The following is a 16,353-nucleotide window of genomic DNA, read 5'->3' on the forward strand; positions in this document are numbered from 1 at the left end:
GACCGAACCCGGCCCGAGGGCCGAGACGCGCTGCACGGCGAGGCCGTGCGGCGCGACATGACAGAGAGGCGGGCGCCGACAGGGCGGCCCGCGGTTTTTTGACTGAATCGTTGTGACGAATCGAACTATGCAGGCTACCGGAGCATTCATGAAAACGCTGTTCTTGCAGGCCCCTTCGTATGACGGCTTCGACGGCGGAGCCGGCTCGCGCTATCAGGCGAAGCGCGAAATCCGTTCCTTCTGGTATCCGACGTGGCTCGCGCAGCCGGCCGCGCTTGTGCCGGGCAGCCGCGTCGTCGACGCACCGGCCGACGGCCTGTCGGTCGAGGAAACACTGAAGATCGCCAACGACTACGACCTCGTGATCATCCACACGAGCACGCCGTCGTTCCCGACCGACGCGATGTTCGCGCAGGACCTGAAGAAGATGAAGCCGTCGATGCTGGTCGGCATGGTCGGCGCGAAGGTGATGGTCGATCCGCACAACTCGCTCACGGCGAGCGAGTCGATCGACTTCGTGTGCCGCGAGGAATTCGACTACACCTGCAAGGAAATCGCCGAAGGCAAGCCGTTCCCGGAGATCAAGGGCTTGAGCTGGCGCGCGAAGGACGGCTCGATCGAGCACAACGAAGCGCGTCCGATCCTCGAGAACATGGACGAGCTGCCGTTCGTCGCGCCCGTCTACAAGCGCGACCTGAAAATCGACAACTACTTCATCGGCTACCTCAACTATCCGTACGTATCGATCTACACGGGCCGCGGCTGCAAGTCGCGCTGCACCTTCTGCCTGTGGCCGCAGACGGTCAGCGGCCATCGCTACCGCACGCGCTCGGTCGAGAACGTGCTCGCGGAAGCGAAGTGGATCCGCGACAACATGCCGGAAGTGAAGGAACTGATGTTCGACGACGACACCTTCACCGACGACCTGCCGCGCGCTGAAGCCATCGCCATCGGCCTGGGCAAGCTCGGAATGACGTGGTCGTGCAATGCGAAGGCGAACGTGCCGTACAAGACGCTGAAGGTCATGAAGGAAAACGGCCTGCGCCTGCTGCTGGTCGGCTTCGAATCCGGCGACGACCAGATCCTCGTGAACATCAAGAAGGGCGTGCGCACCGATTTCGCGCGCCGCTTCAGCGCGGACTGCAAGAAGCTCGGCATCAAGATCCACGGCACCTTCATCCTCGGCCTGCCGGGCGAGACGCAGGAGACCATCAAGAAGACGATCGAGTACGCGAAGGAAATCAATCCGCACACGATCCAGGTGTCGCTCGCCGCGCCGTATCCGGGCACGACGCTCTACAAGCAGGCCGTGGAAAACGGCTGGATGGAAGAGAACAAGACCATCAACCTGGTGAGCAAGGAAGGCGTGCAGCTCGCGGCGATCGGCTATGCGCACCTGTCGCGCGACGAGATCTATCACCATCTCGAGCAGTTCTATCGCCAGTTCTACTTCCGTCCGTCGAAGATCTGGGAAATCGTCCGCGAAATGCTGACGAGCTGGGACATGATGAAGCGCCGTCTGCGCGAAGGCGTCGAGTTCTTCCGCTTCCTGCGCGCACACGAGGCCTGATTCGTGGCGACGCAGCCGGCGGCGCGGGCGCTGATCTTCACCGCGGACGACTTCGGGCTGCACCCGCGCGTCAACGCGGCGGTCGAGCGCGCGCACCGCGACGGCGTGCTGAACGCCGCCAGCCTGATGGTCGGCGCGCCCGCCGCGGCCGATGCGATCGAGCGCGCGCGGCGACTGCCGTCGCTCGCGGTCGGTCTGCATCTCGTCCTCGCGGACGGGCCGGCCACGCTGCCCGCGCATGAGATTCCCGCGCTCGTCGGCCCCGACGGGCGGTTCGGCGATGCGATGGCGAAGGACGGCTGTCGCTTCTTTTTCCTGCCGCACGTGCGGGCGCAGCTGCGCCGCGAGATTCGCGCGCAGTTCGACGCGTTCGCGGCGAGCGGGCTGCCGCTCGACCACGTGAACGCGCACAAGCATTTCCACCTGCATCCGACCGTGCTGTCGCTGATCATCGAGATCGGCCGCGACTACGGGCTGCGCGCGGTGCGGCTGCCGTACGAGACGAGCGCGCCCGCGCTGCTCAAGCCGTGGATCGCGCTCGTGCGCGCGCGGCTCGACCGCGCGGGGCTCGCGCACAACGACTACGTGGTCGGGATCGAGCATACGGGCGCGATGGACGAGGCCGTGCTGCTCGACGCGCTGGTCACGCTGCCGCCGGGCGTCGGCGAGATCTACTGCCATCCGGCCGAGGCCGGCGACGGCCCGATCACGCCGACGATGGCCGGCTATCGTCCGGTGGACGAACTCGATGCGCTGCTGTCGCCGCGCGTCGCGGCCGCGCTGAAAGCTGCGGGCGTCGCGACCGGCGGCTTTGCCGACGTGTTCGGCCAGCCTGCCGCACCGCGCGGTGCACGGGCGTCGCGCGCACCGGGAGCGCAGCCGTCATGACCAGGTGGATCAAATGGCTCGGCTGGCCGCTCGGCATCGGCATCCTGCTCGCGCTGGGGCTGCACGAAGGCATCGGCGACGTGTCGCAGATGCTCGCGCGCGCCGGTTACGCGCTGCTGTGGCTGGTGCCGTTCCATGCGCTGCCGCTGCTGCTCGACGCGTACGCGTGGCACCTGCTGCTCGACAAGCGCTCGTCGCTGCCGTTCCTGTGGTGGATCGCGACGGTCCGCGAGGCGGTGAACCGGCTGCTGCCGGTGGTCGGGATCGGCGGCGAGCTGGTCGGCATCCGGCTCGCGCGCTGGCAGGTGCCCGACGCGAGCCGCGTGACCGCGTCGGTGATCGTCGAGGTGCTCGTGACGATCGTCGTCCAGTATGCGTTCGCGGCGCTCGGCCTCGTGCTGCTGCTTGCGACGACGGACAACATGGGCGGCGGCACGATCGGCCTTGCGCTGTTGCTGACACTGCCGCTGCCGGTACTCGGCGTCGTGCTGATGCGTCGCGGCGGCATCTTCCATGCGATCGAGCGTTTCGCGGGCCGCCTGCTCGGCGATTCGCACCGGCTGCTGCAGGGCGTCGACGGCAAGCGGCTCGATGCCGACATCGACGGGCTGATGTCGCGCACGGGCCTGCTGTTCAGCGCATTCTTCTGGCAACTGGCCGGCTACATGCTCGGCGCGCTCGAGATCTACTGGGCGCTCGCGCTGCTCGGCCATCCGGTGTCGATCGGCGGCGCGATCGCGATCGAGGCGATGACGCAGGCCGTGCGCCATGCGGCGTTCATGGTGCCGGGCGGCCTCGGCGTGCAGGAGGCGACCGTCGTGCTGCTCGCGCAGATGTTCGGCGTCGATCGCGAGACGGCGCTGTCGCTCGCGCTGGTCAAGCGCGGCCGCGAGGTGCTGTTCGGCTGCCTGGCGCTCGGTTCGTGGCAGCTGGCCGAACTCGTGCGCACGCGGCGCCGCATCGACGCGCCGCCGGCCGTGCCGCGCGCGCCGGAAGCGACGAGCCGCGTGGCCGAGACTGAAACCGAAACGATGCATTGATTACGAGACGGGCCGCGCGCCCGTCTCGCGCTTTTGGCGTCGCACGGGTATCCTTGCCGCGTGTTTTCTCGACGCGCATTTCTTCCGATGAATTTCCGTTTCCGGCTGCTTCCCGTCACGATGCTGGCCGCCGCGCTGGCGCTGACCGGCTGCGACGACAAGCAAGGCAACCTCGACGTGCAACGTATCAGGGACTTCTTCAACGCGATCAAGCCCGCGCCGCTGCTGCTGAAGGGGCTGAAGGTCGGCGAATCGACCGAGGCCGACGTGCGCGGCACGATGGGCAAGCCCGAGACCGAGCGCGACTTCACCGACGGCTCGAAGCGGCTCGAATACCCGCGCGGCCCGATGGGCAACCAGACGTGGTTCGTCGATCTCGATGCGAACGGCCGCTACACGGGCGCGACCCAGGTGCTGACCGCCGAGAATTTCGCGAAGGTGCGCCCGGGAATGAACGAGGACGAGGTGCGGCGCCTGCTGGGCAAGCCCGGCGATATCGCGCAGTACCCGCTCAAGCCCGAGATCGTCTGGAGCTGGCGCTGGCTCGAGGACGGCGTCAACACCGACGCGTTCTTCAACGTCCATTTCGGCCCGGACGGGCTTGTCTATACGACTTCGCGCTCCGACATCCTGAAGGGGCGGTAAGCGCAGCCTCAGCCGTCTTCGGCGCTATATCGAAAAAGCGACCGGAAAATTGCAAAAAGTCCGCTTCCCTGCCGGTTGTCCGGTTGTCAGGGAGCGGCTTTTTTCCTTTTGAAACAGCGGCGTAGGCCGCAGTTGCAAATGATGGGACGGATTGTTGCGACGCAGCAATCACGTGCAAGGTGGTTTGAGGCAATCAATTTCGCTTGCGACTATCCGCGTCAGCCCGGCGCGGGACAGGCATACGCGTCGGCAACCATTCCAACTCTGGAGACGCGCGTGTTCCTTTACGGCTTTGGTCCTGTCCTCTGGGCCGGCACCGTGCAGACCATCGAGCTGTCGGTGCTGTCGCTCGCCACTGCGGTGGCGCTGGGGCTGATCGGCGCGGTGGCGAAGCTGTCGCACAACCGGGTGCTGCGAGCGATCGCGACCGGTTATACGACGCTGATCCGCTCGGTGCCCGATCTCGTCCTGATGCTGCTGTTGTTCTACAGCATCCAGATCTGGCTGAACCAGTTCACCGACTTCGTCGGCTGGGACCAGATCGACATCGACCCGTTCGTGGCCGGCGTGCTGACGCTCGGCTTCATCTACGGCGCGTACTTCACCGAGACGTTCCGCGGCGCGTTCCTGTCGGTGCCGCGCGGCCAGCTCGAAGCCGGTGCGGCTTACGGGATGAGCGGCGCACGCGTGTTCGCGCGGATCATGTTTCCGCAGATGATGCGCTTCGCGCTGCCCGGGATCGGGAACAACTGGCAGGTGCTCGTGAAGGCGACCGCGCTGGTGTCGATCATCGGCCTCGCGGACGTCGTGAAGGCCGCGCAGGACGCCGGCAAGAGCACGTTCAACATGTTCTTCTTCATCCTCGTCGCGGCGCTGATCTATCTCGCGATCACGACCGTTTCCAACCTCGTGCTGATCCAGCTCGAGAAGCGTTATTCCATGGGCGTGCGGCACGCAGATCTATGATCGAGATTCTCCAGGAATTCGGCCAGGCGTTCCTTTACTGGGACGGCCAGCGCCTCTCCGGCCTCGCGGTGACGCTGTGGCTGCTCGTCGCGTCGATTTCGCTCGGCTTCGTGTGCGCGGTGCCGCTCGCGGTGGCGCGCGTGTCGAAGAACAAGTGGGTGTCGACGCCGGTGCGGTTCTACACGTACGTGTTCCGCGGCACGCCGCTCTACGTGCAGTTGCTGCTGCTGTACACGGGTATGTACAGCCTCGAGTTCGTGCGTTCGCACTCGCTGCTCGACGCGTTCTTCCGCAGCGGTTTCAACTGCGCGATTCTCGCGTTCGCGCTGAACACCTGCGCGTACACGACCGAGATCTTCGCGGGGGCGATCCGCGCGATTCCGCACGGTGAGGTCGAGGCTGCGCGTGCGTACGGGATGTCGCCGTTCACGATGTATCGCCGCGTGATCCTGCCGTCGGCGTTGCGCCGCGCGCTGCCGCTGTACAGCAACGAGGTGATCCTGATGCTGCACGCGACGACCGTCGCGTTCACCGCGACCGTGCCGGACATCCTGAAGGTCGCGCGCGATGCGAATTCCGCGACCTACATGGCGTTCCAGTCGTTCGGAATCGCCGCGCTGATCTATCTTGCGGTATCGTTCGCACTCGTCGCGGCGTTTCGCCGCGCGGAGCGCCACTGGCTTGCGTATCTCGCGGCCGCCCGTCATTGAATCACTTCGAGGAGAGCCAGTTGGCCGAGATCACTCAAACGAGCGCTGCCGCTTCCACCAAGCTTGCCGCGGTCGACATTCACAAGCGCTACGGTGACAACGAAGTGCTCAAGGGCGTATCGCTGAACGCGAAGGCCGGCGACGTCATCAGCATCATCGGCGCGAGCGGCTCGGGCAAGAGCACGTTCCTGCGCTGCATCAATTTTCTCGAGCGACCGAATGCGGGGCAGATCGTCGTCGACGGCGAAGCCGTGCGCACGAAGACCGACCGCGCCGGCGCACTCGAAGTTGCCGATCACAAGCAGTTGCAGCGCATTCGCACGAAGCTCGCGATGGTGTTCCAGCACTTCAACCTCTGGGCGCACATGAACGTGCTCGAGAACGTGATGGAAGCGCCGCTGCACGTGCTTGGCGTTTCGAAGAAGGAAGCCGAGGAGCGTGCGCGCGAGTATCTGGAAAAGGTCGGCTTGCCGCCGCGCGTCGAGAAGCAGTATCCGTCGCATCTGTCGGGTGGCCAGCAGCAGCGCGTGGCGATTGCACGTGCGCTGGCGATGCATCCGGACGTGATGTTGTTCGACGAGCCGACGTCGGCACTGGACCCGGAGCTGGTGGGCGAAGTGCTGAAGGTGATGCAGAAGCTGGCCGAGGAAGGCCGTACGATGATCGTCGTCACGCACGAGATGGGTTTCGCTCGTAACGTGTCGAACCATGTGATGTTCCTGCATCAGGGGCGGACCGAGGAAGAGGGCGATCCGAAGGAAGTGCTGGTACGCCCGCAGAGCGAGCGGCTGAAGCAGTTCCTGTCGGGCAGTCTCAAGTAACGCGACAAGGCAGGTTTCAACCGTGGTACCGGTGTCTCGTCCCGCAGGCGCCACCCGCACGACGCAGGTGGCAATCGTTGCATTGCCGCCCGTGTCGATGTCGGGCGTGGGTCCGATCGTCGATGCGCTGAACCTCGCGAACGAGATCGACGGGCGGCTGCTGTATCGCTGGCAGGTGTGTTCGTGGGACGGGCGGCCCGTGCCGCTCGCCGGCGGCGCGCAGTGGCATGCCGATGCGGCGTTCAACGATGCGATTGCGTGTGACTGGGTCATCGTCGTGTCGGAGCGGTTTCAGCAGTTTGCCGACTATCGGTTGTTTCTCGCGAGTCTCGCGAGGGTGGGGCAGCGGACGCCGATCGTCACCGGCATTCACCACGGCGTGTGGTGGCTCGCGATGGCCGGGCAGCTTTCCGGGTATCGCGTGAGCGTGAACTGGGAGACGTATCAGCAGTTCGCCGAACAGTTCGAGCGGTCGATCGTCACGCAGCAGATTTTCGAGATCGATCGCGATCGAGCCACCTGTGCCGGTGGGCAGGCTACTGTTGACTTCATGCTGGCCATGATTGGCCGGGAACATGGCCCGGACCTCGCGGAGAGGATCGCCGATGCGCTTGGCGCCGGGACTTTGCGCAGTGGTGAGGAGCGGCAGCGGATTCCTTTTGTTACTGCGCCGGGCGAGCGGCATCCTCGGTTGAATGATGCTTTGCTGTTGATGGAAGCCAATGTCGAAGATCCTTTGACGACCGATGAGATCGCCGAGCTCGTTGGCGTTTCACGCCGACAACTGGAGCGGCTCTTTCGGCAGTATCTTGGGGCGATGCCCTCCAAGTATTACCTCAATCTTCGGTTGCTCAAGGCACGGACTCAGTTGCAGCGGACCAGCAAGTCTGTCGTGCAGGTTAGCCTCGCCTGTGGGTTTTCTTCTGCTGCGCACTTTTCTAATGCGTACCGGGAGAGGTTTGGTGTCACTCCGCGGGAAGATCGGAGAGCCTGGCTCGAGAAGCAGACCGGCGGTGGTAGTGAGCCTCGCGGGGGCGCGCTTGTCGAGCGCGGTGCGAAGGATTGAATTTGTTTTGGGTGGTTCGCTTTTGTTTTTCGTGAAGCACCTGTTGTCTTGTCGGTCTATTAGTGTCGCCCCTGCGCGGGGCGGCGGTTACTTTTCTTTGTCTTGCCAAAGAAAAGTAACCAAAAGAAAGGCGCTGTGAGAACGCAAGACTTCCCGGTGCCGTAGCGCTCGGAGTGGACCGCGCCTAAGTGTCCGCGCCAGTCACGAGTGCGGAGTGGTTCGAGCAATGGTTCTGACACCTCCCACTACCCAACAGACCGGTATACCGCCCGCTAGCTCCATCCTCGCTACGCTCGGCTGCAAGGTACTTCACGTCGCATTGCATGCGCTCGCATGCCTCTACCTGCAATTCAGCAGCAGGCCAAGCTCCCCCTTTACTCACATCATTCGTACCTATCGGACTGCTTGCCATCGGTGAGTCTTTGATTACGTCGAGAGCAAGAGAGCAAGAGAGCACATGAGCACATGAGCACATGAGCACATGAGTGCGAGAGTGCGAGAGTGCGAGAGTGCGAGAGTGCGTGCTGCGTCCCTTTTTCTTTGCGGATGAGGGCAGGTCTAGATTCGCGGGATTCGGGGAGTTCGCCGGTGATTGCTGGAGCTGATTGATCGCAAGCGTTACTTGAGGGGGTGTCCCTGTCGGCCGAGCGAAGCGAGGGCGGAGCTAGCGGGCGGTATACCGCTCTGTTGGGTAGTGGAGGGTGTCGGAACCATTGCTCGAACCACTCCGCACTCGTGACTGGCGCGGACACTTAGGCGCGGTCCACTCCGAGCGCTACGGCACCGGGAAGTCTTGCGTTCTCACAGCGCCTTTCTTTTGGTTACTTTTCTTTGGCAAGACAAAGAAAAGTAACCGCCGCCCCGCGCAGGGGCGACGCTAATAGACCGACAAGACCACAGGTGCTTCACGCCAAACAAGAGCGCACCACCCAAAAAGCCTCAAAATACCGACACCCAAACCCAAGACCCCCCGCCCGGAAGGGCAAAAACAAAGCGCACTATCCGCTTCCGATAGAACCCGTCGCAATTCCGCAAGACGCTTGCGTCACCCGTACCTAAACTTGATCCTGTTGAACCCTCTTACGAAACCGAAAGGAACGACCATGACGACCTCGACCGTGAACCGCCAGACATTCGATGAAGTGATGGTGCCGGTATTTTCCCCCGCGCCGTTCGTGCCGGATCGCGCAGAGGGCTCCCGCGTGTGGGACACGGCCGGCCGCGAATACATCGATTTCGCGTGCGGCATCGCCGTGACGTCGCTCGGCCACGGCCACCCGGAACTGCTGAAAGTCCTGGACGAACAAAGCCGCAAGCTCTGGCACATCGGCAACGGCTACACGAACGAGCCGGTGCTGCGCCTCGCGCAGCGCCTCGAATCGCTGACCTTCGCCGATCGCGCATTCTTCGCGAACTCGGGCGCGGAAGCGAACGAAGCCGCACTGAAGCTCGCGCGCCGCGTCGCGTTCGATCGCCACGGCGCGGATAAAGCCGAAATCATCTCGTTCGTGCAGTCGTTCCACGGCCGCACGTTCTTCACGGTCAGCGTCGGTGGCCAGCCGAAGTACTCGGAAGGCTTCGGCCCCGTGCCGGCTGGCATCAAGCACCTGCCGTACAACGACATCGACGCCGCGAAGGCCGCGATCGGCCCGCAAACCTGCGCCGTGATCGTCGAGCCCGTGCAAGGCGAAGGCGGCGTGATCCCGGCCGATCCGGCCTTCCTGAAGGCGCTGCGCGAAGCCTGCGACGCACACGGCGCACTGCTGATTTTCGACGAAGTGCAAACGGGCGTCGGCCGCACGGGCCAGTTCTACGCTTACATGGATACCGGCGTCACGCCGGACATCCTGACGACCGCCAAGGCGCTCGGCAACGGCTTCCCGATCGGCGCGATGCTGACGACGAACGAACTGGCCGCGCACTTCAAGGTCGGTGTGCACGGCACGACGTACGGCGGTAACCCGCTCGCATCGGCCATCGCCGACAAGGTCGTCGAACTGATCGGCGACCCGGCGCTGCTCGAAGGCGTGCGCGAACGCAGTGTGCGCCTGAAAGGCGCGCTCGAACGCATCAACGCGCGCTTCGGCATCTTCAAGGACGTGCGCGGCAAGGGCCTGCTCGTCGGCGCCGAACTCACCGCCGCATTCGACGGCCGCGCGAAGGACTTCGTCACCGCAGCAGCAGAAAACGGCCTGATCATGCTGATCGCCGGCCCGAACGTGCTGCGCTTCGTGCCGTCGCTGGTGATCCCGTTCGACCTGCTCGACGAAGGCATGAAACGCTTCGAGAAGGCAGTCGAACAAGTGCTCGCCGCTCAGGAAGCCACCGCGCGCTGATCGGCGCACCCATCGCAGACAGGAACGACGATGCTATTTGTTCGCCCCGGCAAACTCACGGATCTCGATGCGCTCGCGCACATGGCGCGCACCGCGCAGCCGGTCCTGCACTCGCTGCCGCACGACCGCGCGGCGCTCGAAGCGCGCGTGGCGCTCTCCGAGGATTCGTTTCGCGCGGACGTCGACTTCGCCGGCGAGGAGTTCTACCTCTTCGTGCTCGAGGATTCGTCGACCGGCAAGCTGCTCGGCACGGCGAGCATCGTGGCCGCGGCCGGCTACTCGGAACCGTTCTACGCGTTCCGCAACGACGCACTGATCCACGCGTCGCGCGAGTTGCACGTGAACCGCAAGATCCACGCGCTCACGATGTCGCACGAGCTGACCGGCAAGAGCCGGCTGGCGGGCTTCTACGTCGATCCGTCGCTGCGCGGCGACGCGGCCGCGCACCTGATCTCGCGTGCGCGGATGATGTACATCGCCGCGAACCGCCGCCGCTTCACGCCGGAAGTGTTCACGCTGCTGCTCGGCGTGAGCGACGGCAACGGCGCATCGCCGTTCTGGGAAGCGGTGGGCCGCAAGTTCTTCGGCCGCAACTTCACCGACGTCGACATCGCGTCGGGCGGCCGCAGCCGTACCTTCATCGCGGAAGTGATGCCGGCGTATCCGCTCTACGTGCCGCTGCTGCCGGAAGCCGCGCAGCGCGTGCTCGGCGAGCCGAACGAATCGGCGCTGCTCGCGTACGACATCCATCTCGAGGAAGGCTTCGAGCCCGACCGCTTCGTCGACATCTTCGACGCGGGCCCGGTGCTGACCGCGCAGGTCGACCGCACCGCGTGCGTGAAGCACGGCGCCGAGCGCATCGTGCGCGAGGCCGCGCACCAGCAGGGCGATGTCGCATACATGGTGTCGACGGGCAGCGGCGAATCGTTCCGCTGCGTGCTGGCCGACCTGCCGGGCGATGCGGCCGATGCGCCGCTCGCGAGCGACGTGCGCGCGGCGCTCGATGTGAAGGATGGCGATGTCGTGCGCTGCGTGCCGCTGCACCGCCGCGACGATGAAGATTTGAAGGGAGACGCAGCATGATCGTCGTTCGGGTCGTACAAACGGGCGACGTCGATTCGCTCGTGTCGCTCGCGAAGGAAACCGGGCCGGGCCTGACCACGTTCAAGCCGGACCGCGACGCGCTCGCCGCGCGCATCGAGCGTACGCGCCGCACGCTCGCGGGCGAGGCCGCGGCCGGCGAGGCCGGCTACTTCTTCGTGATGGAAGAATCGAAGACGGGCGACATCGCGGGCGTGTGCGGGATCGAGACGCAGGTCGGCCTCGAACAGCCGTTCTACAACTATCGCGTAAGCACGGTCGTGCACGCGAGCCAGGAGCTCGGCGTGTGGACGCGGATGTCCGCGCTGAACATCTCGCACGACCTGACCGGCTATGCGGAAGTGTGCTCGCTGTTCCTGAGCCCGCGCTATCGCACGGGCGGCGTGGGCGGCCTGCTGTCGCGCTCGCGCTTCATGTTCATCGCGCAGTTCCGCGAGCGCTTTCCGGAACGCATCTGCGCGGAATTGCGCGGCCACTTCGACGAGGACGGCACGTCGCCGTTCTGGCGCGCAGTCGGTTCGCACTTCTACCAGATCGATTTCAACGCGGCCGACTATCTCAGCTCGCACGGCCGCAAGTCGTTCCTCGCGGAACTGATGCCGCGCTATCCGGTGTACGTCGACCTGCTGCCGCAGGACGCACAGGACGCGGTCGGCCTCACGCACCGCGATACGCTGCCGGCCCGCAAGATGCTCGAAGCGGAAGGGCTGCGTTACCAGAATCACGTCGACATCTTCGACGCGGGCCCCGTGCTCGAATGCCACGTCAACGACCTGCGCACGGTGCGCGAGAGCGTCGTCGTGCCGGTCGCGATCGGCGTGCCCGATGCACGGGACGACGCGCCGAAGTCGCTCGTGTCGAACACGTCGCTCACCGACTTCCGCGTCGGCGTCGCGCCGGGCGTGGTCGCGAACGGCTCGTTCGTGCTGTCGGCGGACGATGCCGTCGCGCTCGACGTGAAGGCCGGCGATCCGGTGCGCGTGCTGCCGCTCAAAGTCAAACAGGGATAAACGAATCATGACGGAACTCTTCATCGACGGCGCCTGGGTCGCAGGCTCGGGCCCCGTGTTCGCTTCGCGCAACCCCGGCACCGACGAGATCGCATGGCAGGGTGAAAGCGCGTCGGCGGCCGACGTCGATCGTGCGGTCGCAAGCGCGCGCCGCGCATTCGCCGGCTGGTCGGCGCTCGACTTCGAATCGCGCTGCGCGATCGTCAAGCGTTTCGCCGCGTTGCTCAACGAACGCAAGGAAGCCATCGCGGCCGCGATCGGCCGCGAGACGGGCAAGCCGCTGTGGGAAGCGCGCACCGAAGTCGCGTCGATGGCCGCGAAGGTCGGCATCTCGATCCAGGCCTACCAGGAACGCACCGGCGAGAAGCGCCAGGACATGGCAGACGGCGTCGCGGTGCTGCGTCACCGCCCGCACGGTGTCGTCGCGGTGTTCGGCCCGTACAACTTCCCCGGCCACTTGCCGAACGGCCACATCGTGCCCGCGCTGATCGCCGGCAATGCGGTCGTGTTCAAGCCGTCGGAGCTTGCACCGGGCGTCGCGCGCGCGACGGTCGAAGTGTGGAAGGAAGCCGGCCTGCCGGACGGCGTGCTGAACCTGGTGCAGGGCGAGAAGGACACGGGCATCGCGCTCGCCAACCATCGGCAGATCGACGGGCTGTTCTTCACCGGCAGCTCGGATACCGGCACGCTGCTGCACAAGCAGTTCGGCGGTCGTCCGGAAATCGTGCTCGCGCTCGAGATGGGCGGCAACAACCCGCTCGTGATCGGCGAAGTCGAGGATATCGACGCGGCCGTGCATCACACGATTCAGTCGGCGTTCCTGTCGGCCGGCCAGCGCTGCACGTGCGCGCGCCGCATCTTCGTGCCGCAGGGCGCGTTCGGCGACCGCTTCCTCGCGCGTCTCACCGACGTCACGTCGAAGATCACGGCCGACGTGTTCGACGCCGATCCGCAGCCGTTCATGGGCGCGGTGATCTCGGCGCGTGCCGCGGCGAAGCTCGTCGACGCGCAGTCGCGCCTGATCGAGCAGGGCGCGAAGCCGATCATCGCGATGACGCAGCGCGATCCGCGCCTCGGCTTCGTGAACGCGGCGATCGTCGACGTGACGGGCGTCGCGAACCTGCCGGACGAAGAACATTTCGGCCCGCTCGCGCAGATCGTCCGCTACGCGACGTTCGACGACGCGATCGAGCGCGCGAACGACACGGCGTTCGGCTTGTCCGCCGGCCTGCTGGCCGACGACGCGAAGACATGGGAACACTTCCGCCGCACGATTCGCGCGGGGATCGTCAACTGGAACCGGCCGACCAACGGTGCATCGTCCGCGGCGCCGTTCGGCGGCACCGGCCGCTCGGGCAACCATCGTCCGAGCGCGTACTACGCGGCCGACTATTGCGCGTATCCGATGGCGTCGGTGGAAAGCACGCAACTGACCTTGCCCGCGAGCCTGTCGCCGGGCCTGCATTTCTGATCGAGGGAACGACGATGAACGCACAAGAAGCCAATTTCGACGGGCTCGTCGGCCCGACCCACAACTACGCCGGGCTGTCGTTCGGCAACGTGGCGTCGCTCAACAACGAAAAGTCGGCCGCGAACCCGAAGGCCGCCGCGAAGCAGGGGCTGCGCAAGATGAAGCAGCTCGCGGATCTCGGCTTCGCGCAAGGCGTGCTGCCGCCGCAGGAGCGGCCGTCGCTGCGCTTGCTGCGCGAGCTCGGCTTCTCAGGCAAGGACGCGGACGTGATCGCGAAGGCCGCGAAGCAGGCGCCCGAATTGCTCGCCGCGGCGAGCTCGGCATCGGCGATGTGGACCGCGAACGCGGCTACCGTGAGCCCGTCGGCCGACACGAGCGACGGCCGCGTGCACTTCACGCCGGCGAACCTGTGCAGCAAGCTGCATCGTGCGATCGAACACGAAGCGACGCGCCGCACGCTGTCGACGCTGTTCGCCGATCCCGCGCATTTCGCGGTGCATGAAGCGCTGACCGGTACGCCGGCACTCGGCGACGAAGGCGCGGCGAACCACACGCGCTTCTGCGCCGAATACGGCAAGCCTGGCATCGAGTTCTTCGTGTACGGCCGCGCGGAATACCGCCGCGGGCCCGAGCCGAAGCGCTTCCCGGCACGCCAGACCTTCGAGGCGAGCCGCGCGGTCGCGCATCGCCACGGGCTCGCCGAAGAAGCGACGGTCTATGCGCAGCAGGATCCGGACGTGATCGACGCGGGCGTGTTCCACAACGACGTGATCTCGGTCGGCAACCGCGACACGCTGTTCACGCACGAGCGCGCGTTCGTCAACAAGCAGGCGATCTACGACACGCTGACCGCCGCGCTCGACGCACGCGGTGCGCGCCTGAACGTGATCGAGGTGCCCGAGGCAGCCGTGAGCGTGAACGACGCGGTGACGTCGTATCTGTTCAACAGCCAGCTGCTGTCGCGCGCGGACGGCTCGCAGGTGCTCGTCGTGCCGCAGGAGTGCCGCGAGAACGGCAACGTCGCGGCCTATCTCGACGAACTCGCGGCCGGCAACGGCCCGATTCACGACGTGCTCGTGTTCGACCTGCGCGAAAGCATGAAGAACGGCGGCGGCCCTGCGTGCCTGCGCCTGCGCGTGGTGCTGAACGAAGCGGAACGCGCGGCCGTCACGTCGAACGTGTGGATCAACGACACGCTGTTCACGTCGCTCGATACGTGGATCGACCGGCACTATCGCGATCGCCTCGCACCGGAAGACCTCGCCGATCCGGCGCTGCTCGAGGAATCGCGCACGGCGCTCGACGAGCTCACGCAGATCCTGCGCGTCGGTTCGCTGTATGACTTCCAGCGTTGATTCGCGCATGGCCGACGCGCTGCTCGACGACTTCCTCGCGTTCACGCTGACCGGCAGCGCACCGTCCGCCACGGACGGCGCCTGCGCCGCCGGCGCCGTGCGCTGGCAATGGCTCGGCGACGGGCTGCTCGCCCTCGAACCGGCTGCGGCCGAGGCCGCCGATACGGCGCGCGCGAGCGTGCTGGTGTCGGCCGGCGTGCACGGTGACGAGACGGCGCCGATCGAGCTGCTGTCGATGCTGGTGCGCGATCTTGCATCGGGGGCGCTGCCGCTCGCGTGCCGGCTGCTCGTCGTGCTCGGCAACGTGCCGGCGATGCGCGCCGGTGAACGCTATCTCGACGACGACCTGAACCGCCTGTTCAGCGGCCGTCACGCGCAGGTGCCCGACAGTCGCGAAGCGCCGCGTGCCACGCAGCTCGAAGCCGCTGCCGCCGCGTTCTTCGCGGCCGCGCCGGCCGGCGCCGCGCGCTGGCACATCGACATGCATACGGCGATCCGCGCATCGGTGTTCGAGCAGTTCGCCCTGCTGCCGCATACGGGCATGCCGCCGACGCGCACGATGTTCGAATGGCTCGGCGACGCGCAGATCGCGGCCGTGCTGCTGCATACCGCGAAGGGCAACACGTACTCGCATTTCACGGCCGAGCACTGCGGCGCGCTCGCGTGCACGCTGGAACTCGGCAAGGTGCGTCCGTTCGGCCAGAACGACCTGACGCGCTTCGCGCCGGCCGACCGCGCGGTGCGCAAGCTCGTGTCGGGCGCGACTGGTGAGGCCGACGTCCCGTTGCCGCGCGTCTTCACGGTGATCGACCAGATCACGAAGCAGAGCGACGCGCTCGAGTTGTTCGTCGCGGCCGACGTCGCGAACTTCACCGCGTTCGCACGCGGCACGGTGCTCGCGCAGGACGGCGACTACCGCTACACGGTGACGCACGACGAGGAGCGCATCGTGTTCCCGAATCCGTCGGTGAAGCCGGGTTTGCGCGCGGGTCTGCTCGTCATCGACACGACTCGCGAGACGGTCGCGGCGCTCGTCTGACGGTGGCCGATTGCGCGTGGCCGCGGCGACCTGCGGCCCGCGCATCACCCGGCCACCATTCCGTTTTCGAGATTAAGCCCGCACGCCGCGCAGATGGCCCACGCGGCGCGCTTGCGTATTTGCGACATCGTCTTGCAAGTTCGACGGCCAGCCCGGCTGACGTCGGCGCCCGCAGTGCAGCATCCCGTACCGGCGGCTGCTTTGCCATATCGGGCCGCGCGGATTGGTACAATCGCGGCCTTGCGGCTGTTGCGCCGCATCACGGCGCGGCGGCGGCATTGCCGTGGTCATCCGACCCTGCAATGATGCATGCGCCCGTAGTTCCGGAACATTCG

General features: G+C 66.0%; 14 protein-coding genes. All 14 read left to right on the plus strand.

What is annotated here, in order from left to right:
• Nucleotides 1-127: 127 nt before the first annotated feature.
• The 14 genes from hpnJ (at nt 128) to astE (ending at nt 16,018) form a co-directional block, all read left to right on the plus strand.
• Entirely contained in the window at nt 128-1,570 is a 1,443-nt protein-coding gene (gene hpnJ / locus BCEP18194_RS11550; RefSeq protein WP_011351451.1) for a hopanoid biosynthesis associated radical SAM protein HpnJ, read from the plus strand.
• Between the two features lie 3 nt (nt 1,571-1,573).
• Complete coding sequence (gene hpnK / locus BCEP18194_RS11555) at nt 1,574-2,458, plus strand: hopanoid biosynthesis-associated protein HpnK (RefSeq protein ID WP_011351452.1); 885 nt, start codon at nt 1,574-1,576, stop codon at nt 2,456-2,458.
• Entirely contained in the window at nt 2,455-3,498 is a 1,044-nt protein-coding gene (locus tag BCEP18194_RS11560; protein ID WP_011351453.1) for a lysylphosphatidylglycerol synthase domain-containing protein, read from the plus strand. Before hpnK ends, BCEP18194_RS11560 begins: the two co-directional genes overlap by 4 nt.
• 87 nt (nt 3,499-3,585) lie before the next feature.
• Nucleotides 3,586-4,143 (plus strand): hypothetical protein, encoded by a 558-nt coding sequence (locus tag BCEP18194_RS11565; RefSeq protein WP_011351454.1) that lies wholly within the window; start codon nt 3,586-3,588, stop codon nt 4,141-4,143.
• Between the two features lie 276 nt (nt 4,144-4,419).
• Nucleotides 4,420-5,109 carry an ABC transporter permease gene (locus tag BCEP18194_RS11570; protein WP_011351455.1) on the plus strand — a complete coding sequence of 230 codons (690 nt, stop codon included), beginning with the start codon at nt 4,420-4,422 and terminating at the stop codon, nt 5,107-5,109.
• Nucleotides 5,106-5,819: an ABC transporter permease gene (locus BCEP18194_RS11575; protein WP_011351456.1), complete on the plus strand. Its 714-nt coding sequence runs from the start codon at nt 5,106-5,108 to the stop codon at nt 5,817-5,819. Before BCEP18194_RS11570 ends, BCEP18194_RS11575 begins: the two co-directional genes overlap by 4 nt.
• Before the next feature lie 20 nt (nt 5,820-5,839).
• Nucleotides 5,840-6,640, plus strand: a complete 801-nt coding sequence (locus tag BCEP18194_RS11580) for an ABC transporter ATP-binding protein (protein WP_011351457.1) — start codon at nt 5,840-5,842, stop codon at nt 6,638-6,640.
• Between the two features lie 22 nt (nt 6,641-6,662).
• Nucleotides 6,663-7,706: a GlxA family transcriptional regulator gene (locus BCEP18194_RS11585; protein WP_011351458.1), complete on the plus strand. Its 1,044-nt coding sequence runs from the start codon at nt 6,663-6,665 to the stop codon at nt 7,704-7,706.
• Nucleotides 7,707-8,809: 1,103 nt separating this feature from the next.
• Nucleotides 8,810-10,042, plus strand: coding sequence for an aspartate aminotransferase family protein (locus tag BCEP18194_RS11590; protein ID WP_011351459.1), 1,233 nt, complete (start codon nt 8,810-8,812; stop codon nt 10,040-10,042).
• 30 nt (nt 10,043-10,072) lie between these two features.
• On the plus strand, nt 10,073-11,125 hold the full coding sequence (gene aruF / locus BCEP18194_RS11595; RefSeq protein ID WP_011351460.1) for an arginine/ornithine succinyltransferase subunit alpha: 1,053 nt from the start codon (nt 10,073-10,075) through the stop codon (nt 11,123-11,125).
• Nucleotides 11,122-12,153: an arginine N-succinyltransferase gene (gene astA, locus BCEP18194_RS11600; protein WP_011351461.1), complete on the plus strand. Its 1,032-nt coding sequence runs from the start codon at nt 11,122-11,124 to the stop codon at nt 12,151-12,153. Before aruF ends, astA begins: the two co-directional genes overlap by 4 nt.
• A gap of 7 nt (nt 12,154-12,160) precedes the next feature.
• Nucleotides 12,161-13,624 carry a succinylglutamate-semialdehyde dehydrogenase gene (gene astD, locus BCEP18194_RS11605; protein WP_011351462.1) on the plus strand — a complete coding sequence of 488 codons (1,464 nt, stop codon included), beginning with the start codon at nt 12,161-12,163 and terminating at the stop codon, nt 13,622-13,624.
• A gap of 14 nt (nt 13,625-13,638) precedes the next feature.
• Entirely contained in the window at nt 13,639-14,979 is a 1,341-nt protein-coding gene (gene astB, locus BCEP18194_RS11610; protein ID WP_011351463.1) for an N-succinylarginine dihydrolase, read from the plus strand.
• On the plus strand, nt 14,963-16,018 hold the full coding sequence (astE, locus tag BCEP18194_RS11615; RefSeq protein ID WP_011351464.1) for a succinylglutamate desuccinylase: 1,056 nt from the start codon (nt 14,963-14,965) through the stop codon (nt 16,016-16,018). The genes astB and astE overlap by 17 nt, the downstream gene beginning before the upstream one ends.
• Nucleotides 16,019-16,353: the final 335 nt, after the last annotated feature.

Source organism: Burkholderia lata, from assembly GCF_000012945.1.
GTDB classification, from domain to species: domain Bacteria; phylum Pseudomonadota; class Gammaproteobacteria; order Burkholderiales; family Burkholderiaceae; genus Burkholderia; species Burkholderia lata.

Bases quoted from the DNA above. Each gene is read 5' to 3' on its own strand.
- hpnJ (WP_011351451.1), top strand. From the start codon at position 128: ATGCAGGCTACCGGAGCATTCATGAAAACGCTGTTCTTGCAGGCCCCT.
- BCEP18194_RS11560 (WP_011351453.1), top strand. From the start codon at position 2,455: ATGACCAGGTGGATCAAATGGCTCGGCTGGCCGCTCGGCATCGGCATC.
- BCEP18194_RS11565 (WP_011351454.1), top strand. From the start codon at position 3,586: ATGAATTTCCGTTTCCGGCTGCTTCCCGTCACGATGCTGGCCGCCGCG.
- BCEP18194_RS11575 (WP_011351456.1), top strand. From the start codon at position 5,106: ATGATCGAGATTCTCCAGGAATTCGGCCAGGCGTTCCTTTACTGGGAC.
- BCEP18194_RS11590 (WP_011351459.1), top strand. From the start codon at position 8,810: ATGACGACCTCGACCGTGAACCGCCAGACATTCGATGAAGTGATGGTG.
- aruF (WP_011351460.1), top strand. From the start codon at position 10,073: ATGCTATTTGTTCGCCCCGGCAAACTCACGGATCTCGATGCGCTCGCG.
- astA (WP_011351461.1), top strand. From the start codon at position 11,122: ATGATCGTCGTTCGGGTCGTACAAACGGGCGACGTCGATTCGCTCGTG.
- astD (WP_011351462.1), top strand. From the start codon at position 12,161: ATGACGGAACTCTTCATCGACGGCGCCTGGGTCGCAGGCTCGGGCCCC.
- astB (WP_011351463.1), top strand. From the start codon at position 13,639: ATGAACGCACAAGAAGCCAATTTCGACGGGCTCGTCGGCCCGACCCAC.
- astE (WP_011351464.1), top strand. From the start codon at position 14,963: ATGACTTCCAGCGTTGATTCGCGCATGGCCGACGCGCTGCTCGACGAC.